This window comes from Flavobacterium sp. CAU 1735, from assembly GCF_039888695.1.
Taxonomy (GTDB): domain Bacteria; phylum Bacteroidota; class Bacteroidia; order Flavobacteriales; family Flavobacteriaceae; genus Flavobacterium.
The window spans coordinates 1,240,462-1,264,162 of record NZ_JBDQQQ010000001.1; the positions used below are offsets into that span (position 1 = coordinate 1,240,462).

Here is a 23,701-nt window from a genome sequence, read left to right on the forward strand (position 1 = left end):
TGATTTAATAGTCTTTTGCCACCAGCAGTAGATTTTTTAATAACGCTATTAAGAATTTCACTAGCAGAATTTATAAAAATTGAAAGTCGGAAATAGTATGGTTGAACCAAAAGGCCAACTTTTTGATTTTTTTGTTAATCGTAATTCTAAAAGCTAATCGTGTTCGTGATTATGTATATGTGTTTTTGTCGATAATAAAAGTTTTATCTTACTTTTTTAAGTAAATTGGCCAAATAATTTGATCACATGTAATTAGACAATGTGCATGTTCAAAAAAAATCGAGAGACAAAATAATAACGACGCAACCCAAAAAAATGAACGAATCAGAAAGTATTCTAATAAACAAAATTCTAGATTTTGAAAACACCATTCAAGGATCAATTGAATGGGAAGATTTAAAAGATGTTGATTTTGCCATGTGGCTTCCGTCAGAAGAGGATGCCGTTTTTGAATCGTCTCCAATTATAGGGAAATGGGAAACGGCGTATTCCATAACCCAACATTACTGGTCGTATATCACTGCCGACCTACTTAAAAAATTAGAAATCGTTGGTGAAAACACAAAACGATTGGGACTTCCGGATAGCTTTCAGGCTTTTGCGTTTGAGACAACAGATAACGAACAAATAATTTTATCCTTATCCAAAGAAAAAGGCATACGCTATCATTTTGCAAGAACCACTTCATTGGAATACAGACTACAGTTTCTGGATACGTTTATAGTGTATTGTAAAAGCTGGAAAGAACTAGTCGACACCCATACCGGAATGCAGGATGATGATTTAGGTTTTATTAATTGGTGGATTTTGACTGTTGAAACCTCAATAGCAGTCGAAAAAAAGGAACCATTAACCGGTGTCGGGATTATTACGAAGTAAAAGGAAACGATTAACACAGGTTTTACACAGTAACGGGTTTGCCCTTTTAGTTAATCTACTCCGACAGACCACAGAAAACAACAAAAAATAAAATTGATATCTATAACGTACTAATGACCACTAACTGTTTAAATTGTAATAAAGAAATTTCGGGTAAATTTTGTAGTAATTGTAGTCAGCCAACATCCACACATCGCTTTTCGTTACATCACGTTTTTCAACATGATTTTATTCACGGTATATTTCATTTCGACAAAGGGTTTTTCTTTACGATGAAAGAATTATTTACCCGACCGGGACATAGTGTCAGAGAATATGTACAGGGAAAAAGGGTAAAGCATTTTAATTATTTTGCAACGATAATTCTTTTGATGACCATTGGTTACTTTATTAAAAAATGGGCTAAAGTTGATGCAACCGTTTTATATGACGATAAAAAGACAGTCGAAGGCCTTTTAAAAGTACTAAAAGATTATTCGAAAATTACCGTTTTCCTGAACGTACCGATCATTTCTGTTGTGAGTTATTTGTTTTTTAGAAAAAGCAAACAAAACTATACAGAAAATCTGGTACTCAATTTGTACCTGTTATGTGGAACATTGGCCATCAGTCTTATGCTAACCATCTGTTTGGTTTTTAGTGATAACAAAGACTTTCTGGTTGCCGTAAATTATGTTGCGATTGCGCTAACCTTATTGTATGTATTGATTTTTTATTACCAATACTTTTCGGTCTTTGGTTTAAAAAAATACAAACTCATTATTCGGGTAACGATAATTGCCGTTTTATATTTAGTGATCAAGCAAGGAACCAATACGATTCTAAACAACATTGGGCTTAAATATTTGCATTAATAAAAAGCAAAAGTGCAGTATTGGTTTTAATTGTAAGCACGGATTACAGATCCGCGCTATCTGACATTGGGCTTAAGTATTTGCATTAATAAAAAGCAAAAGTGCAGTATTGATTTTAATTGTAAGCACGGATTGCAAATCCGCGCTATCTAACTATCGAAACGCAATAACATTCATTACTCCTGTTTCACTGCAAATGCAATAATATGTCCGTCAATATCGGCAAAATAACAGACTTTATCTCCCCAGTCACGAGGTGAAATCGGACTAATCAGTTTTGCGCCGCATTGAATAGCATTGTTAAATTCGAGTTCAATATCGGTTACATAAAAGTAAAGTTCACATCGGGGAATACCATTACCTTCGTCGGGATGCGGCGTTTTATTCAACAGGATTTTTGCAATTCCTTTGTTAGGCATTAGTCCCAATTTAAAATTTTCAGCAAGTATAAATTCGGTCATCCCCGGAACGTTTAAGTCTGGATCCTGTCGCAATAGCTTGGTATAAAATTCGGCACTGGCCTGTTGGTCGTTTACATATAGGATCGTTTCTATAAATTTTATTTGCTTCATGGCTTTTGTTTTTTTGATATAAAGTTCCCGATAGTCAATTCTGATTTTCTTATGTTTTAATTGTCAAAAAGTTATCAATTAGCAGACGTTATCATTCTATTTATTTCAAAGTTGACCCTTTCGATAATCCATTCTTTTTCGTCTGGTTGTAAATCGTTTAAAAGATTGTTGTTGTTTTCATTAAAATCGACAAGCACATCATTTGAAAATTCGGTTTTAATTTCAAGAATTCGGGCAGGATTATTTCGATCCAATGCACCTATTTTTGAAATCGCACTGACCAATCTGTTTTGCGTGATATAGTGCCGCAATTCCGTTACAATAAACGATAAATCTTCTGTTCTGGAAGAAACATCTGGAACAAAGGACCATTTTTCGGCTTCATGGAATTTGTCTTCTTCGTCAAATTCGGCATTTTTTAATTTAATTATTGGTCTTAAAGCTAATGTGTCCTTGTTGGTTTGATTAAACGGTTTGATCACGACACCTTCAATGAGATTGTCTTTTAGTTCCGGGAGATTAAATTCTTTCGGAATCGTAGAGTTTATTCGGATATTAAAATTCATCGCCTCAGCAAATTTTCCGATCAATAGCGGTTTTGCGTAAAAGATGTCAAACTGCTTAAAATAAGCCACAGCACTTTCATAATCCAGATAATACTTAGAATCGGATCCACTTGTTTCGATGGCAATATCAAAGGCACAAAATGCAATTTCAGGGGTATAATACACGCCGGTTTGAATGGCCTGTAAATCTTTTATGGAATCGACTTCCGGATGCGGATAGTTTCCACCAAACAATTCGCCATAAACAATATATTTCTCTCCGTTTATATCGCTGCTGAGTTGTTCAAAGAGGCGAAGTATAGCATCTTCCAGTCGGTTTACAACCAATTGAAAACCAAAAAAATCGTCGTTCCATTGGAGATAGTCTTTTCTTTTAGCAAATTTTAATGTACCATTTTCGTAAGTAAAACTAAAGTTGGCACCGTGGACTTTTTCGGTCACAACCCATTTAAATTTCTCCATTTCGGAAAAATCTTTTTCACTGAAGCCTAGTTTTTTAATGTTATTAGGCATCTTTTCATACCCTGAAAATTCGCTCATTGTTTTTTTGCTAATAGGTTGCAAATTAGTACTGTTGCGCCACTATAGCGCGGCTGTTTGCAAATATATCGGAAATAGTTGAAAGAAAAATCGGAGTATTTAAACCGTGTTGTTTTATGCTCGTCTATAATTTTTAATATACTATATTGAAAGTAGTTAGAGTAAAAATTAAGTAAAAATACGTATTGCTTTGTTAGAAGGAAATTGGTTTCTTGCGAGTTTGCGGAATTTTCAAGAAATAAACTTATTGGAAAGTTTTGTGAAATGATATTGGCGGCAGTTTTGCAAAAAAAAGGAAAAAATTAATAATCTTATAAAATCAAATTTATGTCAAAAATGTTTTTTAATAGGCTACATCTAAACTTGTCTGACAATAGGTTAAAAAGACCTTTTATAATAGACGGAATTAGAAGTGTCGCTGCTGCTGGTTACAATGATTATTCCTATAAAATTATTGATATTGAAACTCTCAATAATTACATTTTAGGTTATTTAGTAAAATATGATCCATATGGACGTGGAGAAATTTTAGACGAAGTAACAGGTACAGCTAGACAGGGTGGAACAGTAAATAGCATAGTAGCTAAGTCAATGTTTTTAATAAACACTGACGAAATGATAATAGCATATGAAGAGATTCAAAATTTAATTTCTAAAACGATGTTTGTTAGAATGTTTACAGATCTTTTTCATATTAATCATGAAGGGCAAGATTTTGAATTTTCAATATCTAGCATAAGAGAGCAGTATTCCTTCATAGAACAAGTTAAAACTATGCGTGAAATTAAGAGGGTCTCTATATCATTAGTCCCTTCAAATCCTAATAATGCAGATCTTTGGAGACAAACCGATGAAAGATTACAAAGTAATAATATTACAAAATACAAAGAAATTCAAGAATCAAATAACGCAGAAGGATTGGTAATTGACGACGAAACTATTGCAAAAATGGCGATGTCTGAGGATGGTTATGGAATTGCAGAAGCAAGTGGAAAAGATGAAAATGGCCACCAAATGACTATAACTACCAAAACAAGAAATCAAGAAATAACTCAAAATTTACCAGATAATATTGAAAGAACTGGAATGTCAAACATAATTAATTATCTTAGTAGAACATTTGAAAGAATAAGACAAAGAACAAATCATCAAGAATGAGGAGAATAAAGGCAGTAATAAAAAGTTGGGATTTTGTAATAGTTCTTCTGAGTACTATCACAACATATTTTCTATTACCTGATTATGTAAATATGAAATTTGCACTTTCTTTTTATAATGTTGCAATGACGGTTCTTTCAATAATTTTTTCTTTATTCTTTACTGCCATGGCTATCTTAATATCATCACCAGATAATGATTTTATTGAATTTTTAGAGGAAAAAAATACATTTACTGAATTACTTTGGTCTTTTAAGTTTACCTTATTCATTTTATTTGCAAGCCTTGTTCTATCAATTATACTATATACTGGGACTTCTTTTTGGTTAGAAACAAATTATAGAGATGTTTGGTTGCAAAAATCAATATTGATTTTAACATTAGAATTCTGTTTTCTCTATGGTATATTAGCAACATGGTTTTGCATAATTGATACTATAAAATTTTCAAAATATCGAACACTTTTTCTAAAAAAAAATAAAGAAAAAAATTAAACTGCCGCCAACAATAATTTTAAGAAATCTGGGTCTCGGGCAAAATTCAAAGATGACTTTATATATTTAACACCGGTTCAAATAGAATGGTTCAATACAAGAACCCTTAATTTCTTAAAGTCGATAGAATATTAGCAGCAAACCTGACAAAGTTTATTATTATGAGAATATTTAGAAAAATAATTTATGACTCGCAATATATAAATGGAACGGGGGAAATTAAATTTTTCACTGGAAATGATGAAAATGATGAGAGTGTAACAGAAATGACTGAAGACCAAATTATTAAATGGTTATTTGCTAATTCATCCTTTAGAAGTATATTCTATGAAACTTTATTTGAAGACTACAAAACTGTAAAATATTTTACTGAGGTTACACATCCTTTTACTACGAAGAACAAAAAACCAGGAGACATTGATGTTCTTTTAGTCGATCCATCTCACCCAGAAAAAACAATTGTATTTGAGTGTAAAAGGGTTAAATGCATTTCACAAGATGATCAAACAACAAAAATAAATAACCTCCAAAAAATTAAAAAAGGGGTTGTCCAAGCAGAATTTTACAAAAATCTAGGTTTCTATCAATCCTATTTAATGATCATTTTACTTGATGATGGTAGAAAATATAATACTCCAAATATATTATTTAGAACAACAGACATGCCTAATGATTATTATAACATTCCGACTGATGAAGGTCTATCTGAAGAAATAGGAATTATTTTTGTAAAAGTTGAACAATTTTCTGGAAGGCATATTGATAAATCTGGTGGTTTCGGTATTTGCATTGAAAGATACTCTAATGAATTTGAACAATCTGCCGAATTAACTAATAAAGTTGTAGATTTTGTTAATAATAGTAATTATTCTACGTAATTACTGATTTGCTTTTCTTCTCAAAATAATTCTATCTATATCCGAAAATAATCAACTCCTTAGTTATAACCGCTGACTAAAAAAATCGAAAAAACGACATCTAAACAATGGAAAATTTCATAAGTCGAAATAATGAACTAAAGACTAAATACAACAATCATTTACAGAAACTTACAGGGCTAAACATAGATTTTTATACAGTCTTAAAAAACGAAGAGATTTTAGATCTTAAGACCGTTTTATCAGATATCAACAATTTACTAACTTACAAGTTAACTCTTGAAGCCGGAAAATGGATTGGAACTTATTTTAATCTAAATGAAATCGAGATAAACAGCATTTTAGGAAAAATTGATTCTATTAAACCGAACTCCCAAGGTTTTGATATAGTTATAAACGAATCTATAAAGCTAATTGCCGAAGTAAAATGTAATATCCCCGTAAAAGGTAGCTCGAAATTTGGATCAATGCAAAGCAAACACCTAATAGACGATGCCTACAAATTACTAAATAATAAAAAATACATTTCGGATACATCAGAGTATCTTAAATTCCTATTTATAATAAACATTGGAGAAAGGTCTGATCATGCTGTAAATAAACTATTACAAAAGACAAAACTTCGTGTGGAAAGTGAGGAACGCTCACATAGAAATATTACTAGAGAGCAAATGATACTTTTAGAAGATAAAGAACGTCACGAATTAAAAAAAGAAAACGTTTATATAAAAACATTGGCACTGAACTAAAACCCTCGGATGCCGATAAAGACATTACCGACCGATTAATACAAGTGGGTATAATTATTCAAACCGAAGTCATCGATCATTTAATCATTTCAGAAAAAAGCTATCTAAGCTTTACCGATATTGGACTTATGGACGAATTAAGAAAAAGTACCAAATGGGTTCCAAGGTATGTACTGGAAGAGCGAATACAAAAGGAAGCAAAGGAACTTGGAAGAACAGCAGGTTTAAAAACCGGTTTAAGAACCGGTCGGGATGCAAAAGCAAGAGAAATGGCAACGAAATGTTTGGAGGAAAGGATGGAAATCGAATATATTGCGAAACTAACCGGGCTTACCGTAAAAGTTGTCGAGAGTTTAAAACAGAAAATGCAATAAAGCAACCCAAATGAAGTTTGCATCAAAACAAGTAACCAACGCTATATGATCAAAATAAATATAAACACCCTTGACGGCGAACTGGATATCGAGATTAAAAAAAATGACAATCAGTATGATTTGATTGTTATCATGTCGAAATCAGACTATTTTCAGGAAAAGGGTAGGGTTTGGCATAAACAAATTGACGACAATCAAACGATAAACAAAATTGTCAATCTAATCAAAGCCTGTCATACGAATCCATCTGTCCCGAACGGTATAACGATTAATGATGGTATCGTTAGAAAAATCTGTCTGGATGATGATACTGTAGCCATCCATTTAGTTCTTAAAGACAGTTATCATGAAAAAACAAATGAATCGGAGCTTATAGAAAGTATCTTTGAATATATTTGCGAATGTATACAAGATCCGATTCTTGAAAAATATACACGCGCTTTCGATAACTCCAAGTAAATTGTCGACTACAATGATGCTATAGCGGAATCGCACTAATTCTTACCAAAACAAGTAACCCATAAATAGAAAAATGTCCCATTTAAGTCAGGTTATTGTAATTGTTGTTTCTCCTTCTGATATGAAGTGTGTGTTTGATCGTATGGACACTGTTTTAAGGAAGCATCATTTCGAATTTGAAGAAGAACCATTCGATTCGGTTTTCCTTGCCGATATTGAAACCGATGATGGCAGCGATTATGTATTTGAATCGAAATTCATCGATCCGGAGTCGAAACAGGAGCATGATGATCTTATTGAAAAACTTAGAAACCACAGAACCGGAGGATTAGTCAACTACAGAGGTATTGAAGAAAAATTTGATGGATTGGCACCCTATGATGTTGGCGTTTCATTTGATTCATTAGATAATCAGACGATTGAATATATGGTTATTACCACAAGAGATTATATATACGATCCTCATGCCGCAGTTTTTGAAAATATTATCGCAACCATTTTAGATTCGATGGCCGTTATTGGTATCGCAAATGGTAAAGATTATCCGTACGAATGGAGCGAAGCAGAAGTAGCGCAATTGATCAAGAAAGGAGAACTTGAAGGTACACATCCGCGATTATGCTATAAGAGAAGCTAATAAAACAAAAAATCACTTCGAATTGAATCATCCCAATACTACAACCGCTCGAATTTTCTTTCTTAAATCTAGAATAATGAATAGTGCCATTGTTTTTAGACGTGGTCCAACCGACTGGATTCAGATGAGTATTTGGAATTTGGATAACGACACGCTGGAACCCGGACAATGGATCCATAAAAAAGTACCGATGCGAAATTGTGATATATCGCCTTCCGGTAACTACCTGATTTATGCGGTCGATAATTTTGAAAACGGTAGGAGCAGAACGGTCATCAGTAAACCGCCATTCTGGACCGCGCTTACCGTTTGGGAACACGGAGATATGCTTTTTGATAGAGGAGGAGGGTTATTCGCCGATGAAAAAACAGTAGTACTTAATGTACAATCTACCCAAGCGCTTGATCACTATCCTGTACCGTCTCATTTGAATGTTGAGACTTTTCAAACACAAAAAGAATATTCACTTTCAAAAGGTCAGGTCAATTTATTGCATGAGCATCGACAGGAAATAAACGGATGGACGGAAGAAAAAGATCCCTCTTTTATTCAAAAGGAAACGACGCCGTTACTCCAAGAAACGACTCCGAAAAGTATCGTTCCAAAACTTTGGAAGAAAAACATCACGAATAGTGCGGCTTTGTATTGGATTACCTTTTACCATCCCGAACAGCGAAAAAACGTTGATTTGTTTTATTTGGGAAGAAAGGAAGAGAAAATAAAGCTCCATGATATTACGTGGGCCGACATTGACAATAGAAACCGGATAATTGCGACCAAAGAAGGGAAATTATATGCTTCAAAAATAGCAACCGACGGTTCTGTTGACTATACAAATCTGGAAATGGTGCACGATTTGAATCCCTTAAAACCAAGTCGGATACCGACACCGCTAACAATGAAAACCTGGGAAGATAGCCTATAACACGGGTTTTGCGTCAGGCATATAGAAACGAATACGAAATCATCTTGTACAAAATAAAAAGCGCGGATTTGTAATCCGTGCTTTTATACTTTAGATTATGCCAGGGCGATATAAATAGCCACTTCGGCATTTTCAGGATCACTGGCTTTTTCGGAATAAACTTCAAAGTCGGCGGTGTACGCTCTGTTTCTGTCGGAATTCCAGATATCAAACCAGGCTTCGGCAAGTGCGCCTTGAAAAATATTTCCTTTCACAATTACTTTATCATAGGTTCCGGATACAAATGTTTTGGCGACCATTCCTTCGGGAACAAGCGACGTATCGGATACACGACAGCCCAAAATGGTGGTATACGGTTGGGTATGGTCTTTTTCGTAATCGGTGTAAATACAGTAAATCGTAGTATCGATTTTGTTCGGAATCTTTTCCAACAGTTTTTCCGATATAAATTGTTGCCATAACGCTCCGATATCGGTCATCGCCTGTTGATTTTCGTTAGTGGTGCGCACGGCAATTCCGATCACGCTAAAAGAGGCTATTTTTTCGATATTCATGTTTTTGTTTTTTAAGGTAAATGGGAAACGGATTGTCCAAATGTATTCATTTTAAAGGTGATTTTAGGATACGACCGACCAAAAATCAAGTGCCATTCGGGTTTCGTCGATCATTTCCATCAGCGCCAGACCGTTTGAATCGGAAAGATAACCGGAACAGATTTGTTGTGTGGCTTCCAAAGTTGTTCCAAACGTCACTTCGGCATACATATCTTCCGAAAGCGATCCGATAAAATGCAATTGGGTATTTTGGAAACGCGACAGGTAATTTTTTTCAATAGCCTCGGAAACCGATAGTAACTGCTGAATATTCCCTTTTTTTAAGGCAAATGTTCCGAATTCAATACAGGAAAAATGTTCCGGCATAAAGAAGGCTTCTTTTTCGATGTCCAGATAATGGATGTCGACCGTTTTTTTATCGATCAATTTTAAAAAAGAAAGCGCACCGGGATTCGAAACGATATCTTTTTCAATAGCAGTAAGTACAGCGGTGTGCTCGGCCAAAAGAATATTCGCATATTCTCCTTTATCATTTTTAGCAAGACAGTGAAAAACAATGCCTTTCTGATGTGCCAGAAAATCATTTTCGAAATCGGAAATGGCTTTTAAGAGCGCTTCTTCTGTGGTGTTTTCGGTTATTCGGAAACGGGTAAACTCCATTACGGAAGCCTTCAGGTGGGGTACTTTTATCATGGTGTTATGTGATTAAATTACTAACAGCACGAAAGTAGTAGTGGCGAGTGACAACAGTATGTCAGTTGCCGTAAAAAAAAATTATTCGTTGGGTTCGATATGAATCAGAATATGGCCCAGTTCCGGAATTTGTTCTTTTAGCGTATCCTTAAGCCGGTGTGCGATTTCATGACCTTCTTTAACGGTAAGCTGCGCGTTTACAATAGCGTGCAAGTCCACATGGTATTTCATACCGGATTTCCGGATAAAGCATTTTTCGGTATCGATAACACCATCCACCTGAACTGAAATGGTGCGTATTTCTTCGATCAGATCGTCGTAAAAATGTTCATCCATGATTTCACCCAAAGCGGGACGGAAAATCAGATAGCTGTTATAAAGGATAAAAAAAGAGGCAAACAAAGCCGCCCAATCGTCGGCTGATTCGTATCCTTTTCCAAAAAACAAAGCGATGGAAATTCCGATAAATGCAGCCAGCGACGTAATAGCATCGCTTCGGTGGTGCCAGGCATCGGCTTTTAAAGATGAACTATTGGTTTCAATTCCTTTTTTATAAACCATCCGAAACGAAATCTCTTTCCAAATAATGATAGCCCCCAAAACAATCAGTGTATACGGTTTTGGCAGGTCATGTGGTGTATTGATATTGATAATGCTTTCGTAGGCAATAATCGTAGCCGAAGTGATCAGAAAACCAACAACAAGGAAGGTGATCAAAGGTTCGGCCCGCCCATGTCCGTAAGGATGATTTTTATCGGCCGGTCTATTGGAATATTTAATACCGAACAATACCAGAAACGAAGCAAAAATATCGGTAGTCGATTCGATCGCATCGGCAATAAGGGCGTAGGAGTTCCCAAAATAACCGGTTAATCCTTTAATCAGCGCCAGAGCGGTATTCCCGATAATACTGAAATAGGTGGTCTTGATAGCGGTTTGTTCGTTCGTCATAGTAAGCTTCCAAATAGAGGTCGAAATTACATAAAATATAAATGTCCGAAGATTAAAAAAATGTTTTTTAAACGAGAACTATTTTTTCTGTTCGTAAGGGTTATGCTCCTTGCTGCGTTTCCATCCTTTGACCAGTTCAAACCAGATAACCGATAAAAATCCAACGGCACTACTAAGCGCTAATGATTGTAACGGTAGCTTTTCGAACTCAAAAAAGGAAGTCAGTGGCGGAATAAACAACATCATGCCGAGCAGTACCAATGTCAATAGAATGATCCCTGTAATCATATTGTTTTTATAGCGCAATGTTCGTATCACGGAATAATAAAACGAACGGTTCACTAGCGTCAGGAAAATATTTGCAATAATCAATGTTGTAAAAACCAGCGTTCGCGTTGCATTTTCGCTATAACCATCATAAACCGCAAACTGGTACACAATGATAATTCCGGCCGTTATACCCAATCCTTGTATGATGCTGGTAAAAAGCTCTTTCCAGTTAAAAAACGTAGTCGAAAACGGTCGTGGGTTCCGATTCATACTATTGGCTTCCATCGGTTCGTTTTCATAAATGATGGAGCAGGTAGGTCCCATGATCAATTCGAGAAAAATCACGTGAACCGGCGAAAAGATATTCGGATACATCCAACCCAGTGCCAACGGTAAAAAGACCGTTAAAATAATCGGTATATGAATCGAGATAATGTACTGGATTGCTTTTTTCAGATTGGTATAAATCCGTCTTCCCATCGCAATGGCGGTAACCATTTTTGATAAATCGTCTTCCAGTAAAATCAGGGAAGCCGCCTGTTTGGCAATTTCGGTACCTTTTTTCCCCATGGCGATACCAATATGCGCTGCTTTTAGTGCCGGTCCGTCATTTACGCCGTCGCCGGTCATGGCTACGATTTCGCCCTGAGCTTTTAAAGCATTGATGATTTTTAGTTTGGTTTCGGGATACATTCGGGTAAATACATGGGTGTTTTGTACGCGTTGTTGTAGTTCCTGTTCGTCCATCCGCACCAGCTCGTCTCCGTTCAAACTGTTTTCGCTACCCGAAAATTGAATCTGCCGCGCTATGGCAGTCGTGGTTTCGGCATTGTCTCCCGTTACAATTTTTACCGTAATACCGGCTTTGTAAAATTGTTGCAGCACTTCGCCGATATTTTTTTTCGGCGGATCGTAAAACGCCACGATTCCTTTAAATACAAACGGGAAATCCTGTTGGCGTTTCGGGTATTGCGTTCCGTCAAAAGTGGCTTCAGCTACGCCAAGAATGCGGTAACCGTCGGAAGCGAGTTGCTGAATCGCATTGTTGATTTTATTTTTTTGTGTTTCGTCAAAAGGAATGCAGTCTAAAAAAGCTTCGGGTGCCCCTTTGGCAGCAATAATGCGGTTTTTGGAGCTGTTTTCGAAGATATGCGTCATCATGGGTGGCTTACCGCCTAAAGGGTATTCGTGCGCCATTTTATATTCCGGGCGTTCATCGGGATTATGGGTTTCCCGATAAGCGTTATGAAGCGCAATTTCCATCGGATCAAAAGGAATCGGTTCACTGGACCACATCGCCATCCGGATGATTGCATTGCTTTCGCTATTCGTACTGTCGGCATAATCCGAAATTGTATCGGTTTGAAACGAATAGATTTTAGCCAGGCTCATTTTATTTTCGGTGAGTGTTCCGGTTTTATCGGTACAAATTACAGTAGCACTACCAAGGGTTTCTACTGTTTTCATTTGCTTGACCAATATTCCCAACCGCATTAAACGCCAGGCTCCGAGTGCCATAAATGTGGTAAAAGCTACGGGGATTTCTTCCGGGAGTATACTCATGGCGAGCGTTAAGGCTTTGAGTAAACTGTCGAGCAGGTTTCCGGAATGATAATAATTAATACTCCATACAATCAGGAAAATAATAGCACCCAAAAGCACCATTTTTTTGACAAAATTCCCGATTTGTTGTTCGAGCGGCGTTTTTTCCTCTTTGATGCTTTCGAGGCTTTTTCCGATTTGTCCCAGTCGGGTTTGATTGCCAATAGCTGTAACGATAGCAATTGCAAGTCCGCTTACAACGGTGGTTCCCTGATAGAGGTAGGGTTCCGGACTTGTAGGGTCTTTGGAGACGGATAGGGATTCGCCGGTGAGAATCGATTCGTTAACCGAAAAGTCGTTGGCCTGTATAATCCGGGCATCCGCAGCAATAGAAGTTCCTTCTTCCACCACGAGATGATCGCCTACAACGAGTTCGGTACTTTTTATTTTTTCGGTAGTACCGTTACGAATTACGGTACATTCCGGTTCGGTATAAGCTTTTAATTTTTCGAGAGCATTCCGACTTCGGGAATCCTGATATAAGGAGATGGCGGCTACGAGAACAATGGCCGAAGCAAGGAAAATCGCATCACCGGTATCCCCACTGATAAAATACAATAGTGCTGCGACTAAAAGCAATACCACCATCGGTTCTTTTAGCAATTCTTTGACAGCTTTCCAAAAGCCGTTTTCTTTTTTGTAGTCGACTTCGTTTTTACCGTATTTTTTTCGGGATTCGAGTACTTCTTGTGTGGTAAGGCCTTTACTATTCTGCATGGTTTGTAAGATTGTAGAGTTAACGTTGTATAAAACTGTTTATTCTTTGCATATAGGTAGTTCCAAAATCCCCCTGCGATAATTTAGCAAAACCTTCCAGATGATTCCCGTCAAATTCGATTAATTCTCTGTTTGTAGCCATTTCCGAAAACAACTTACTGTCTGCCACCGTAGTCATTTTGTCTTGTTTGCCGGCAAAAAGCAAATAAGGACAACGGATAGTGGTTGATAATTTTTGAATGTTGAAGTTGGTATCCGGTAGGAGTATCGTTTTGTCTTTAGCCTGTTTGATTTTGGCAGCAATGGCAGATGGATCGAAAACCAAACCTTCGGCAATTACAAAATCGACCGACTGTTTCTGTAGGGCCATGTTGGTCATAATGGTTCCCATTGAAAATGCCCAGATACCGGTTTTATTATTTTTATTTTTGGTTTTAGCCCATTGGATTACAGCTTCCAGATCGGTTACAAACTCATTATAATACAGGTAATCATTGTTGATCGTAAAATCCTGACTTTGCCCGAAACCGCGATAATCAAAAAGCACTACGGTATAACCATTATTCGATGCGACCCACGCCTGATTAAGCCAATAGGACATATTCCCGGAATCGCCATAAGTCAGAATCAAAGTGGTCTTTTTATCGTTCGCCGGATCGGGTTGAATTGTCCAGGAATGTAACGCATATCCATCGGAAGTGGTAATCGTATTGGTTGTATAGCGTAACGAAAGATCTTCCGGTTTTGCGATATAGTTTTTATCCGGTTTTAAAGCCCAGCTATTGGTAAATGATAGTAAAATGAGAAAGGAAATAAAATACTTTGCCATGGGGAATGTATTTGGTTTTAGGATTCCCTTAAAAGTACCGATTATTTAGCCAAATTCAAAGATTTTTTTCTTTTTGGCTTGGCTTCCGAATCAGGATTTTTATAGGCTTGCTGCACCATGTTTTTAACAACCATGCGATGAAAGGGTTTTATAAACTGCATATACATACGTCCCTTACGGTTGTTGTAGGATACCAGCGTTGTGACTTTTATATTGTATAAAGGCGTTTGCGAGCTTGTGATCACGGCTCTGAAATTGAGATGTGTATCATCGGCACCCAATAGCATTTCATTTTCGGTTATTGAAAAAATTCGGAAAAATCCAATGTAATGGCCTACTTCAAAACCGACGTTATAGTCTGCCGGTTTGTCGTTTTTCAGACCGATAAAGCGCACCATGAAATTACGGACAGCAAACAAGGCACGGATCCATTTTGGAGAACGACCAAAGATTAGTTGGGTTATTTCTGTAATTGAATTTGTATGATTTGTGGTAGCGAAAGTATCGGAAAAATCAATTCGGGTTAAACTACTAATAGCGTTTTCACCAGGCGTATAGTTAACTTCAATTACTTTCATAGGAGTAAATACTTTAGGGCAAATGTACTAAATAAAGTTAAAATTAGTACAGTTGTACTAATTTTTATATTTTTGTACCATGAATAAAACAAAAAAGAAAATATTGGAAGCGGCTTTAGAGCTTTTCAATACTTACGGATTGCCAAATGTGAGTCAGCGAAAAATCTCAGAGTATTTGGGAATAAGCCCCGGAAATCTAACGTACCATTTTAAAAAGAAAGAAAATATAGAGGAAGCTTTGTATTTTGATCTGGTTAACTGGATTAGTGAAGAATTTAGACAGATGGGCGAGAAGGAGGTGAGTTTACAGAATCTGATCACTTTTGTAGATAGCTTTTTTGTTACCATTTATGCCTATCGTTTTGTCTATTTGGATATCGTACACCTGATGCGTAATAACGATGTTATTTCGGCACATTATAAGCAACTGATCATTTCACGTAAGCTACAGTTTTTGCGCATGATTGAACAATTTATCGATTCCGGTCTGTTTCGTGAAGCAGAATTACTGGACGAATATGAAATGTTGTATAAGCGCATCCAGATTATTTTGGATTTTTATCTTTCGGCAGAAGAAATCACCGAAAATGCGATTGGCTACCGCCCGATGGGAAACCATACGCTTTTATTTATGCATTCCATTTATCCGTATCTGACCTTAAAAGGGAAAAAACAATTTCAGGAAATCCTGCCGCTTTATGAATAACGACAGGAAAGAATATTACGAGTGATTGGTGGAGATATGCGGAAAATTTTCAATAATTTTCCATTCATTATGATCATCTAAAACTAGCGAGATAAAGGAGATAAACGACAAAGCACTACTTTTTAATTCTGCTTTGACCATAGCAATCTTACCGATCTGATCTACAGAAATAATGGTTAGTTCGCGAGGTTTTCCGCCAAATACTTTGTCTTCGATCAATTTCAAGTAATCGGTTTTACTGAAAATTACCACGCCTTCTTTTTCAAAAAAGCCGTTTTGTGTATTTCTAAAGTCCTGATGCAATACCCGATCCAATAGAGCGGTATCGCTGTTGTCGCCTCCTCTGATAAAATCGGTTACGGCGTTTAAAAGGGCTGTATTCATATTAGTTTCCGTTTTCTGCAATATTTTTTACAATTTCCAACGCCTGCGGAAATTTTTGGTTGAAATAGTCTTCAAAGTCTTCTGTAATGTCCATGCTGATTTCCAGTTGTGTTACCTCTTCCAAATCGATTAAAATATAGTTTTCCATCGCTCCGGTCCATTTTTTACTTTCCTCGTCCAACGGTTCTTCTTTACCGTTTTTAAGAATTCCGAGATGCTTAAAAGACATGATTTCGTTTGGGACCATTTGATCAATAATACTATACATACCACTCTGACTGGCGTCTACAAACAGGATGCGACTACCTTCCTGCCAGTCGGAAACAGCGGTTGAACCTTCGCTGAAAACAGCAGCCCATTTACGGTAGTTGGCGTCTTCCCATAGCGCATTCCATACCGTGGTACGCGGCGCTTTAATATCGATTTTAAAATGTAGAATTTTCATAAGTTGGAGCTTTTGAGGTTAGTTTACTTTTAGGGATGCAGTTTTAATAATAATATCAGTATCGGAAATCTGACTATATCGAATGATCACATTTCCCTTTTTATTTTTATCGATCTCAATCGGTATAACATCATTTTCCCATTGGGTACAATGCGTTGAAAAAGGTTTGACCGCATAGATCCATTTTCCGTTTTTTAAAGTCCACACATAATAGGAACGCCAGCAACTGGTAAACCATTCGGGCAGCAGGCCAATTTCGTCGGTTTTGTTTCCGTTCAGGTCACCTTTATTAGTCGGGTAACCGCCAATACAGTCCTGAATACTAATGGCGGGGATTGTCGTGTCGGAAAACCGGATATAAGCAGTGCAACTACCAATGCAGTCCATTTCATTATCACTCAGTTGCGGTGCTTCCAGCCACATATATTCCGCTTTGCCATCGCCATTATAATCGCCTTTTACGGCATCTTCCGGAATTTTAAAAGCGGATGCTTGTTTTTTAGCACGATTTTTATCGGTTATAAGATCGCTTTCCGCTATGATTTTCCAATCGGGAGCATCATTTTTAAAAACGAGATAAGAGGGATAATTTTCGTTTTTTCCGTTATACCGTACCGTTTTCAGAAAACTGCATTTCACAGTACCATCGGTCTGTTTTTCGATTATAATGTTGTTTACGGTTTGTTTAAAATCCGGGAATTTTTTTAATAGCGCTATTTTCCGGGTAATACAGCCGGCTTTGCTTTCCGGCTTCCCATAAAATAATACGGTAGTATCATATAAGGATTCGAACGAATCGGTAGTAGTAGTACTATGTGCGTTGTTCCATTGTTGAACCAAAGCGTGAAAAGGAGTGTCCGTAATTGACGGATTGCCGGCAAAAATAATCCGACTGATTAACAGAAAGCTATAAAGGAAGAGGTGTTTCATCGTTATAAATATCACTCAAAATCAGGAAAACGGTCGGCTACCAGTGCTAAGTTGATATGATGTTCCAAAAGTGCCTTCAAAGAGGCCAAAACGAGTGTAAAGCCTTCGGTAGCGTTGCGGACATCGGCAATAATTTCATCTACGGTTCCGTCGTAACCGGAGTCGGTAATGCTCACAAAAGTGGTGTTGTCTTCCCGTGCGGTAAACGCAAACTCAACCGTGGTAGGCCATTCGATTACGATACGTTTATTGGGTTCGATGGTTTTTACGGTTATGGTAACGGAATGGTGGTACATTTCCCAATCCCATTGTACGGATTTCCCGGCTTCGAGCGGTCCGCTGCTTTTGGTAAACCAGAATTTTGTGGTGATATCCGGGTTGATAAAGGCTTCAAATACTTCAGAAACCGGTCTGCGGATAAGCATTGCGGCTTTAGCGCTATACGTTTGTGGATGCATAGGAGATATTTTTAAGCGCCATTATAGGCTTGTTGCAGAATACTGATATCGAGTTTGTCCATTTGTAATAAAGCCATCATCACACGATGGGACTTTTCAGGATCGTTAGAACCCATAAGTTCGCCTATAATTGCAGGTACGATCTGCCAGGATACACCGTATTGATCCTGTAACCAACCGCATTTTTGCTGCTGACCACCTTCGGAAAGTTTATGCCATAAAAGATCAATTTCGTCCTGATTGTGACAATTTACGACAAATGAAATGGCCGGTGTAAAGGTAAATTGCGGACCGCCATTTAGCGCGACGAATTCTTGTCCTTCCAGTAGAAAGCTGGCGGTCATTAATGTACCGGCTGGAGCAGGGCCACCTTCGCTATAATAGCTGGTTTTGAGTACGCGGGCATTGTTGAAAATGGAAATATAGAAATTCATGGCTTCTTCTGCCTGATTGTTAAACCAGAGAAAAGGCGTTATTTTTTGAATAGGTTTGTCCATAATCGGTAGTTTTTTGTTTGCTATCTCAAATTTAGCAGAATTGTAGGAATAAAAGAAGTATTTGAGCGCTAAAACACGAGTAGTTTGTTGTAAGTGTGTGGAATAGGGATAAAAAATGGATGAGGTAAATCCAAATAAAAAGAAGAATCCTTTAAATGTTCTGGTATTGAAAGGATTCTTCTTTGAATCAGGGTTTGTATATTCCGTTAAAAAGGATTACCCGCCATTTGTCCGGATCTTCATAGGTTTCGCTTTTTCCGTTCCAATAGGGATTTTCAGGTGCTACGGGAGTGATTCCGGAATCGGCCATCCGTTGTACGGCCTGATGGTATTTTTCGGGTGTGTCAAAATAAAAAACCAATAAATTTTCGCGGGTTGGTTCCGGTAAAGCAGTCTGACTGTTATGTTGCGTAAATTCCAGATGATACTGTTCGCCGGGAAGACCAAGCATAACGCCATCATAGCCATCGTGTCCGGAAAAGGAGCCTAATTCTTTTAAACCTAAAGCCTCTTTGTAAAAAGTCACAACCGCTTTTAAATTGTTGGTAGGACGTGCGATTCGGAACTGAACGGCACTGAAACCGCTTGTGTTTTCATTCATGGTAACTGTTGTTTTTGTTTTGTTCTGACAGGCGGTTACAACGAATAACCCGGTCAAAACGGCTGTTGCTAAAAAATGTTTCATATAATTTTTAGGCAAATTTCCGGTAAAACGACAGGGACATCAAGAGCGGTATTGCGGTTATAAGAACCAATTTTACCGAGTTTGACGGTATTCGGATGGTGTTTGGTTTTTTTGCGCTTTAAAAAAACGTCCAAAATGAGAAATCGTATCAAAATTCAGAAAAATCGAGATCTCTTTAATGGTGAGTTCGGAATAGCGCAATAAAAATTCCGATTCCAATAGAATGCGTTGGTGGATCAAATCAATGGCAGAATAACCTAATTGTTGTTTGGTACATTCGCTCAGGTATTTAGGAGTGATATGCAGTAAATCAGCATACTCTTTTACGGTTTTAAGTGTGGCAAAGTGACGGTCAATCAGTTTACGGAATTTATGAACAATCTGGAACTGCCGGTTCATATTGGTTGTGGAATTGAGCAGACAGATTTCGCAAACGCGATTGTAATCGAATAGAATCTGAACCAGATATAACCGGATCATATCCAGAAAAAAAGGATTGGTCTTATTTTGTTCTTCCAGTATCTTATCGAACTTATATAGATTGGCCTCAAAATTGACCGTGTCCAGTTCAAAAATGGGCGGATAATCCGGATTGATATAGAGCAATTCATCCAAAATGGCGGTATTCAGGAATCCTTTTCTTAGAAAATCGGAACGGAATACGATTAGTTTGGCTTTAAAATCGTCTGAAAACCCGGATAAAGCATTAATATGTTCGGCTGGAATAATAGCGATATCGTGCGCTTTTATGGTAAATTGATGCTGCCCAACAATGCTCTCCAGACTACCGGAAAGGCAAAGCAGTACGCTCGTAAATCCAAAGCGGGCCACGCCAACTGGTTTTACGGAAGGATCAATTTCTAGAACTGCGAAATCGTCATGGAACGGCTTTGAGTCGGCTTTTTCTGTCAATCCGGAAAAAAGCGAAATAAAAGTCGGGATATCCAAAGGTTTTGGACGTTGTAAAAAAAGTTCTTTGTTAATGTAGCATTGTTTTTCCAGCATGATAACCAGTTTCGATTATATTTTAGTAACGGTATTCGTATAACTTTTCGTGTTATAAATGTACGATTTTTTTATATTATTCTGAAAAACAACACTTTTTGATTATTTTTTGAAATTTGTTATAATCTGAAAAGAAAAATAAAACCGGAAACCGCTTTTGTTTTTAAGTGGAAAACAGATCCCTTTAATCTTTTGATCAAATGTTTTACAGAGTGGCTTTTGTATGTTGTAGCATAAAAGTCAGCCGGTTTTCGACAGTGTCTTTTGGAACTTCTATAATGCTATAACCGTATTGTCGGTATGTTTTTACCATTTGTTCGTAGGTCGCAACGGCTTCTTCCCAACTTTGTTTGCGTTCGGCATCGGTATGATAAATTGCTTCCCAGGGCGGTAGGATAAAAACGTTACGATTGTAACGATACTCCCGGGCATACGATGTCATTATTTCGGTAATCGGTTGTTTTGTTAACTCGGCATAGCATAATGTATCGGGAATGCCGCGATCGAAGAAAACCGGCTGATTTGGAATGTGCTTTTTTGTGGTTTCCGTATAACTTAAAACCGAACGTTCGAGCATGAGCTGCGTATATAAAACGTAATCCTGCCAGGGTAGCGCAGTACCATTGTCCCGGATTTGTTCGCTGATAATTTCCCGGGCCACCTCAGGGATACACGAATAACCGCTTTGAGCGAGGGCGTCGAGTAAGGTGGTTTTTCCGGAACCGGGACCACCGGTTAGTACATAATAGTTATCCGGCATAAGGAATCTTTAAGTTACGTTATCTAAGTTGTAAATAAAAGTAATAGCTGAGGCTTTGATAGCAATACGTTATGAATGTTGGGTAAGTAGCAAAAAAAACCGGAACTAATTCCGGTTTTTTTAATGTCCTTTATTAATAAAGGCTTGGATATTTTGAAGGATTTACTTCGTTCATAATCTCATAAACCTTTTCGAAGATATCTTCTACAGATGGTTTGGAGAAATAATCCCCGTCGGTTCCATAAGCCGGACGGTGCGCTTTGGCAGCCAATGTTTGCGGCTGACTGTCTAAGTGCAGGTATCCTTTTTGTGTGTCGATAATCTGTTGTAAGATATAAGCCGAAGCACCACCCGGTACATCTTCGTCGATTACCAGTAGACGGTTGGTTTTGGCAAGGCTTTTCACGATGTCGTGGTTGATATCGAAAGGTAACAATGATTGTACATCGATGATTTCGGCATCAATACCTACTTCCTGTAATTCTTTAGCAGCCTGTTCTACCAAACGAAGTGTAGAACCGTAGGAAACCAAAGTAATATCGCTACCTTCTTTAAGTGTTTCGATCACACCAATTGGCGTCTTGAAATCTCCTAAATTGGTTGGCATTTTTTCTTTTAAACGATAGCCGTTCAAACATTCGATAACCAAAGCCGGTTCGTCGGTTTCCAATAAAGTATTGTAAAAACCGGCAGCTTTTGTCATACTACGCGGAACCAAAACATGGATACCACGAATGGCGTTCAGGATCATTCCCATTGGCGAACCGGAATGCCAGATTCCTTCCAAACGGTGTCCGCGTGTTCTAATGATCAATGGTGCTTTCTGACGACCTGCTGTACGGTATTGTAACGTAGCCAAATCGTCGCTCATGATCTGAATCGCATATAATAAATAATCCAGATATTGGATTTCGGCAATTGGTCGTAAACCACGCATTGCCATTCCGATTCCCTGACCTAAAATGGTCGCTTCACGGATACCGGCATCGGCCACACGGAATTCACCGTATTTTTCCTGCATGCCTTCCAATCCCTGATTTACGTCACCGATATTTCCGGAATCTTCTCCAAAAATCAAAGCTTCCGGGTATTTGGTAAAAATAGCATCGAAGTTATCACGGATAATTAAACGCGCGTCCACATCTTCGGAGGATTCGGTATATACCGGAGCCACTTCGGCTACTTTATAAATGTTTTTATCCGATTGTGAGAACAAATGCGAACTATAACGCGGTTGTACTTTTTCGGTATAATTGGTAATCCAGCTGGCCAATTGTGCTTTTCCGCTTTCATTAACGATAAGACGAACAATTTTACGGGCTGTAACCAAAATATCTTTGCGAATTGGCTCTTTTATTGCGGCCAGATCGTTGCTGTATTTTTCAATAAAAACTTTATTCGGACTGGAAGCGGCAATGGTGTTTAAAAGCGCTACCAATTCCTGTTGTTCTTCTTTAATCGGGTTTACGTAGGCACTCCAGGCGGCTTTTTTACCTTCCAGAACCTGTTTTTTAGCCTCGGTATCCATCGCTTCGATTTCTTCAGCTGTAGCGATGTTGTTTTCGATTAGCCATTTACGCATTTGCGCCATACAATCGAACTCGGTTTCCCATTCCAAACGCTCTTTGCTTTTGTAACGCTCGTGCGATCCGGAAGTGGAGTGACCCTGAGGTTGTGTTAATTCCTGTACGTGGATTAGTACCGGAATATGTTGTTCCCGTGCGATGGCAGCTGCTTTGGCATAGGTTTCGACCAAAGTCGGATAATCCCATCCTTTAACGGTAATGATCTCATAACCGTTGGTGTCGGCTTCACGCTGGAATCCTTTTAATATTTCGGAAATACTTTCTTTAGTCGTTTGGTAACGGGCATGAACCGAAATTCCGTATTCATCGTCCCATACACTCATCACCATCGGAACCTGTAATACTCCGGCAGCATTGATGGTTTCGAAAAACAAACCTTCGGAAGTAGAAGCGTTACCAATGGTTCCCCAGGCAACTTCATTTCCGTTTACAGAGAAATTGGTATTGTTTTCCAGTCCGCTTACATTGCGGTATATTTTTGAGGCCTGTGCTAAACCTAAAAGACGTGGCATTTGCCCGGCAGTAGGAGAGATATCGGCACTTGAATTTTTCTGAGCGGTAAGGTTTTTCCAGTTTCCGTTTTCATCCAGACTATGTGTGGCAAAGTGTCCACCCATTTGACGTCCGGCACTCATCGGATCATGAGCCAAATCCGGATGGCCATACAAACCGGCAAAAAACTGTTGAATAGTCATTTCGCCAATTGCCATCATAAAGGTTTGGTCGCGGTAATATCCCGAACGGAAATCACCGTTTTTAAATGCCTTTGCCATAGCAAGTTGCGGCACTTCTTTACCATCTCCAAAAATCCCGAATTTCGCTTTACCGGTTAGTACTTCACGTCTTCCCAACAAGCTGCATTCTCTACTGATAGTTGCAATTTTATAATCGTTAAGCACTTCTGTTTTGAAATCTTCAAAAGAAAGCGCTTCTTTAGCGGCCGTTTGATTCATAGTCAAATAATAA

Annotated in this window: 28 protein-coding genes; 11 read left to right on the top strand and 17 right to left on the bottom strand. The window is 37.9% G+C overall.

The annotated features are described in order from the left end of the window. Positions 1-315 precede the first annotated feature (315 nt). Positions 316-879, top strand: a complete 564-nt coding sequence (locus AAFN64_RS05940; RefSeq protein WP_347759651.1) for a hypothetical protein — start codon at positions 316-318, stop codon at positions 877-879. 113 nt (positions 880-992) lie between these two features. Continuing rightward, positions 993-1,733, top strand: coding sequence for a DUF3667 domain-containing protein (locus AAFN64_RS05945; protein ID WP_347759652.1), 741 nt, complete (start codon positions 993-995; stop codon positions 1,731-1,733). Positions 1,734-1,909: 176 nt separating this feature from the next. Here the strand turns inward: AAFN64_RS05945 and AAFN64_RS05950 are convergent, their stop codons facing one another. Both AAFN64_RS05950 and AAFN64_RS05955 read right to left on the bottom strand, forming a co-directional pair. Next, a complete protein-coding gene (locus AAFN64_RS05950) occupies positions 1,910-2,305 on the bottom strand; it encodes a VOC family protein (protein WP_347759654.1) in 396 nt (131 codons plus the stop codon). Between the two features lie 74 nt (positions 2,306-2,379). Beyond that, positions 2,380-3,411 (bottom strand): RNA ligase family protein, encoded by a 1,032-nt coding sequence (locus AAFN64_RS05955; protein ID WP_347759655.1) that lies wholly within the window; start codon positions 3,409-3,411, stop codon positions 2,380-2,382. Between the two features lie 327 nt (positions 3,412-3,738). Between AAFN64_RS05955 and AAFN64_RS05960 the strand changes: the two genes are divergently transcribed. From AAFN64_RS05960 to AAFN64_RS05995, 8 genes are all read left to right on the top strand, one after another. After that, positions 3,739-4,569: a DUF4747 family protein gene (locus AAFN64_RS05960; RefSeq protein WP_347759656.1), complete on the top strand. Its 831-nt coding sequence runs from the start codon at positions 3,739-3,741 to the stop codon at positions 4,567-4,569. Then, on the top strand, positions 4,566-5,063 hold the full coding sequence (locus tag AAFN64_RS05965; RefSeq protein WP_347759658.1) for a hypothetical protein: 498 nt from the start codon (positions 4,566-4,568) through the stop codon (positions 5,061-5,063). The genes AAFN64_RS05960 and AAFN64_RS05965 overlap by 4 nt, the downstream gene beginning before the upstream one ends. 161 nt (positions 5,064-5,224) lie before the next feature. Beyond that, positions 5,225-5,941, top strand: coding sequence for a hypothetical protein (locus tag AAFN64_RS05970; protein WP_347759660.1), 717 nt, complete (start codon positions 5,225-5,227; stop codon positions 5,939-5,941). A gap of 107 nt (positions 5,942-6,048) precedes the next feature. Then, a complete protein-coding gene (locus tag AAFN64_RS05975; protein WP_347759661.1) occupies positions 6,049-6,690 on the top strand; it encodes a hypothetical protein in 642 nt (213 codons plus the stop codon). A gap of 44 nt (positions 6,691-6,734) precedes the next feature. Then, positions 6,735-7,064, top strand: coding sequence for a hypothetical protein (locus tag AAFN64_RS05980; RefSeq protein ID WP_347759663.1), 330 nt, complete (start codon positions 6,735-6,737; stop codon positions 7,062-7,064). A 45-nt stretch (positions 7,065-7,109) separates the two neighbouring features. After that, the gene (locus tag AAFN64_RS05985; RefSeq protein ID WP_347759664.1) at positions 7,110-7,523 is read left to right on the top strand and encodes a hypothetical protein; all 414 of its coding nucleotides are present in this window, start codon (positions 7,110-7,112) and stop codon (positions 7,521-7,523) included. Between the two features lie 73 nt (positions 7,524-7,596). Then, positions 7,597-8,160, top strand: coding sequence for a hypothetical protein (locus AAFN64_RS05990; protein WP_347759665.1), 564 nt, complete (start codon positions 7,597-7,599; stop codon positions 8,158-8,160). Positions 8,161-8,236: 76 nt separating this feature from the next. Next, entirely contained in the window at positions 8,237-9,085 is an 849-nt protein-coding gene (locus AAFN64_RS05995) for a hypothetical protein (RefSeq protein ID WP_347759666.1), read from the top strand. Between the two features lie 95 nt (positions 9,086-9,180). Here the strand turns inward: AAFN64_RS05995 and AAFN64_RS06000 are convergent, their stop codons facing one another. The 6 genes from AAFN64_RS06000 to AAFN64_RS06025 all read right to left on the bottom strand — a co-directional run bounded on the left by AAFN64_RS06000 (position 9,181) and on the right by AAFN64_RS06025 (position 15,279). After that, positions 9,181-9,639 (bottom strand): GyrI-like domain-containing protein, encoded by a 459-nt coding sequence (locus AAFN64_RS06000; protein ID WP_347759668.1) that lies wholly within the window; start codon positions 9,637-9,639, stop codon positions 9,181-9,183. 63 nt (positions 9,640-9,702) lie between these two features. Beyond that, the gene (locus AAFN64_RS06005) at positions 9,703-10,332 is read right to left on the bottom strand and encodes a hypothetical protein (RefSeq protein WP_347759670.1); all 630 of its coding nucleotides are present in this window, start codon (positions 10,330-10,332) and stop codon (positions 9,703-9,705) included. 81 nt (positions 10,333-10,413) lie between these two features. Continuing rightward, positions 10,414-11,283 (bottom strand): cation diffusion facilitator family transporter, encoded by an 870-nt coding sequence (locus AAFN64_RS06010; RefSeq protein ID WP_347759671.1) that lies wholly within the window; start codon positions 11,281-11,283, stop codon positions 10,414-10,416. Between the two features lie 78 nt (positions 11,284-11,361). Beyond that, positions 11,362-13,872 carry a cation-translocating P-type ATPase gene (locus tag AAFN64_RS06015; protein ID WP_347759673.1) on the bottom strand — a complete coding sequence of 837 codons (2,511 nt, stop codon included), beginning with the start codon at positions 13,870-13,872 and terminating at the stop codon, positions 11,362-11,364. A 19-nt stretch (positions 13,873-13,891) separates the two neighbouring features. Next, positions 13,892-14,701, bottom strand: coding sequence for an alpha/beta fold hydrolase (locus tag AAFN64_RS06020; RefSeq protein WP_347759675.1), 810 nt, complete (start codon positions 14,699-14,701; stop codon positions 13,892-13,894). 41 nt (positions 14,702-14,742) lie between these two features. Then, complete coding sequence (locus AAFN64_RS06025; RefSeq protein WP_347759676.1) at positions 14,743-15,279, bottom strand: DUF2867 domain-containing protein; 537 nt, start codon at positions 15,277-15,279, stop codon at positions 14,743-14,745. A 79-nt stretch (positions 15,280-15,358) separates the two neighbouring features. Here AAFN64_RS06025 and AAFN64_RS06030 point away from each other — a divergent pair, with 79 nt between their 5' ends. Beyond that, on the top strand, positions 15,359-15,985 hold the full coding sequence (locus AAFN64_RS06030; protein WP_347759677.1) for a TetR/AcrR family transcriptional regulator: 627 nt from the start codon (positions 15,359-15,361) through the stop codon (positions 15,983-15,985). A 15-nt stretch (positions 15,986-16,000) separates the two neighbouring features. Here the strand turns inward: AAFN64_RS06030 and AAFN64_RS06035 are convergent, their stop codons facing one another. From AAFN64_RS06035 to AAFN64_RS06075, 9 genes are all read right to left on the bottom strand, one after another. Beyond that, positions 16,001-16,369 (bottom strand): nuclear transport factor 2 family protein, encoded by a 369-nt coding sequence (locus AAFN64_RS06035; RefSeq protein WP_300485807.1) that lies wholly within the window; start codon positions 16,367-16,369, stop codon positions 16,001-16,003. A gap of 1 nt (position 16,370) precedes the next feature. Further along, the gene (locus AAFN64_RS06040; RefSeq protein ID WP_300485805.1) at positions 16,371-16,814 is read right to left on the bottom strand and encodes an SRPBCC domain-containing protein; all 444 of its coding nucleotides are present in this window, start codon (positions 16,812-16,814) and stop codon (positions 16,371-16,373) included. An 18-nt stretch (positions 16,815-16,832) separates the two neighbouring features. Next, positions 16,833-17,744: a hypothetical protein gene (locus tag AAFN64_RS06045; RefSeq protein WP_347759678.1), complete on the bottom strand. Its 912-nt coding sequence runs from the start codon at positions 17,742-17,744 to the stop codon at positions 16,833-16,835. Positions 17,745-17,755: 11 nt separating this feature from the next. Next, entirely contained in the window at positions 17,756-18,202 is a 447-nt protein-coding gene (locus tag AAFN64_RS06050) for an SRPBCC family protein (protein ID WP_300485801.1), read from the bottom strand. An 11-nt stretch (positions 18,203-18,213) separates the two neighbouring features. Further along, positions 18,214-18,699: a VOC family protein gene (locus tag AAFN64_RS06055; protein WP_347759679.1), complete on the bottom strand. Its 486-nt coding sequence runs from the start codon at positions 18,697-18,699 to the stop codon at positions 18,214-18,216. 187 nt (positions 18,700-18,886) lie between these two features. Then, entirely contained in the window at positions 18,887-19,384 is a 498-nt protein-coding gene (locus tag AAFN64_RS06060) for a VOC family protein (RefSeq protein ID WP_300485797.1), read from the bottom strand. A gap of 72 nt (positions 19,385-19,456) precedes the next feature. Continuing rightward, on the bottom strand, positions 19,457-20,389 hold the full coding sequence (locus tag AAFN64_RS06065; RefSeq protein ID WP_347759680.1) for an AraC family transcriptional regulator: 933 nt from the start codon (positions 20,387-20,389) through the stop codon (positions 19,457-19,459). 205 nt (positions 20,390-20,594) lie between these two features. Continuing rightward, positions 20,595-21,149: an AAA family ATPase gene (locus AAFN64_RS06070; RefSeq protein WP_347759681.1), complete on the bottom strand. Its 555-nt coding sequence runs from the start codon at positions 21,147-21,149 to the stop codon at positions 20,595-20,597. A gap of 133 nt (positions 21,150-21,282) precedes the next feature. Next, positions 21,283-23,688: an alpha-ketoacid dehydrogenase subunit alpha/beta gene (locus tag AAFN64_RS06075; protein WP_300485791.1), complete on the bottom strand. Its 2,406-nt coding sequence runs from the start codon at positions 23,686-23,688 to the stop codon at positions 21,283-21,285. Positions 23,689-23,701: the final 13 nt, after the last annotated feature.

Bases quoted from the DNA above. Each gene is read 5' to 3' on its own strand.
- AAFN64_RS05940 (WP_347759651.1), top strand. From the start codon at position 316: ATGAACGAATCAGAAAGTATTCTAATAAACAAAATTCTAGATTTTGAA.
- AAFN64_RS05945 (WP_347759652.1), top strand. From the start codon at position 993: ATGACCACTAACTGTTTAAATTGTAATAAAGAAATTTCGGGTAAATTT.
- AAFN64_RS05950 (WP_347759654.1), bottom strand. From the start codon at position 2,305: ATGAAGCAAATAAAATTTATAGAAACGATCCTATATGTAAACGACCAA.
- AAFN64_RS05955 (WP_347759655.1), bottom strand. From the start codon at position 3,411: ATGAGCGAATTTTCAGGGTATGAAAAGATGCCTAATAACATTAAAAAA.
- AAFN64_RS05960 (WP_347759656.1), top strand. From the start codon at position 3,739: ATGTCAAAAATGTTTTTTAATAGGCTACATCTAAACTTGTCTGACAAT.
- AAFN64_RS05965 (WP_347759658.1), top strand. From the start codon at position 4,566: ATGAGGAGAATAAAGGCAGTAATAAAAAGTTGGGATTTTGTAATAGTT.
- AAFN64_RS05970 (WP_347759660.1), top strand. From the start codon at position 5,225: ATGAGAATATTTAGAAAAATAATTTATGACTCGCAATATATAAATGGA.
- AAFN64_RS05975 (WP_347759661.1), top strand. From the start codon at position 6,049: ATGGAAAATTTCATAAGTCGAAATAATGAACTAAAGACTAAATACAAC.
- AAFN64_RS05985 (WP_347759664.1), top strand. From the start codon at position 7,110: ATGATCAAAATAAATATAAACACCCTTGACGGCGAACTGGATATCGAG.
- AAFN64_RS05990 (WP_347759665.1), top strand. From the start codon at position 7,597: ATGTCCCATTTAAGTCAGGTTATTGTAATTGTTGTTTCTCCTTCTGAT.
- AAFN64_RS05995 (WP_347759666.1), top strand. From the start codon at position 8,237: ATGAATAGTGCCATTGTTTTTAGACGTGGTCCAACCGACTGGATTCAG.
- AAFN64_RS06000 (WP_347759668.1), bottom strand. From the start codon at position 9,639: ATGAATATCGAAAAAATAGCCTCTTTTAGCGTGATCGGAATTGCCGTG.
- AAFN64_RS06005 (WP_347759670.1), bottom strand. From the start codon at position 10,332: ATGATAAAAGTACCCCACCTGAAGGCTTCCGTAATGGAGTTTACCCGT.
- AAFN64_RS06010 (WP_347759671.1), bottom strand. From the start codon at position 11,283: ATGACGAACGAACAAACCGCTATCAAGACCACCTATTTCAGTATTATC.
- AAFN64_RS06015 (WP_347759673.1), bottom strand. From the start codon at position 13,872: ATGCAGAATAGTAAAGGCCTTACCACACAAGAAGTACTCGAATCCCGA.
- AAFN64_RS06020 (WP_347759675.1), bottom strand. From the start codon at position 14,701: ATGGCAAAGTATTTTATTTCCTTTCTCATTTTACTATCATTTACCAAT.
- AAFN64_RS06025 (WP_347759676.1), bottom strand. From the start codon at position 15,279: ATGAAAGTAATTGAAGTTAACTATACGCCTGGTGAAAACGCTATTAGT.
- AAFN64_RS06030 (WP_347759677.1), top strand. From the start codon at position 15,359: ATGAATAAAACAAAAAAGAAAATATTGGAAGCGGCTTTAGAGCTTTTC.
- AAFN64_RS06035 (WP_300485807.1), bottom strand. From the start codon at position 16,369: ATGAATACAGCCCTTTTAAACGCCGTAACCGATTTTATCAGAGGAGGC.
- AAFN64_RS06040 (WP_300485805.1), bottom strand. From the start codon at position 16,814: ATGAAAATTCTACATTTTAAAATCGATATTAAAGCGCCGCGTACCACG.
- AAFN64_RS06045 (WP_347759678.1), bottom strand. From the start codon at position 17,744: ATGAAACACCTCTTCCTTTATAGCTTTCTGTTAATCAGTCGGATTATT.
- AAFN64_RS06050 (WP_300485801.1), bottom strand. From the start codon at position 18,202: ATGCATCCACAAACGTATAGCGCTAAAGCCGCAATGCTTATCCGCAGA.
- AAFN64_RS06055 (WP_347759679.1), bottom strand. From the start codon at position 18,699: ATGGACAAACCTATTCAAAAAATAACGCCTTTTCTCTGGTTTAACAAT.
- AAFN64_RS06060 (WP_300485797.1), bottom strand. From the start codon at position 19,384: ATGAAACATTTTTTAGCAACAGCCGTTTTGACCGGGTTATTCGTTGTA.
- AAFN64_RS06065 (WP_347759680.1), bottom strand. From the start codon at position 20,389: ATGCTGGAAAAACAATGCTACATTAACAAAGAACTTTTTTTACAACGT.
- AAFN64_RS06070 (WP_347759681.1), bottom strand. From the start codon at position 21,149: ATGCCGGATAACTATTATGTACTAACCGGTGGTCCCGGTTCCGGAAAA.
- AAFN64_RS06075 (WP_300485791.1), bottom strand. From the start codon at position 23,688: ATGAATCAAACGGCCGCTAAAGAAGCGCTTTCTTTTGAAGATTTCAAA.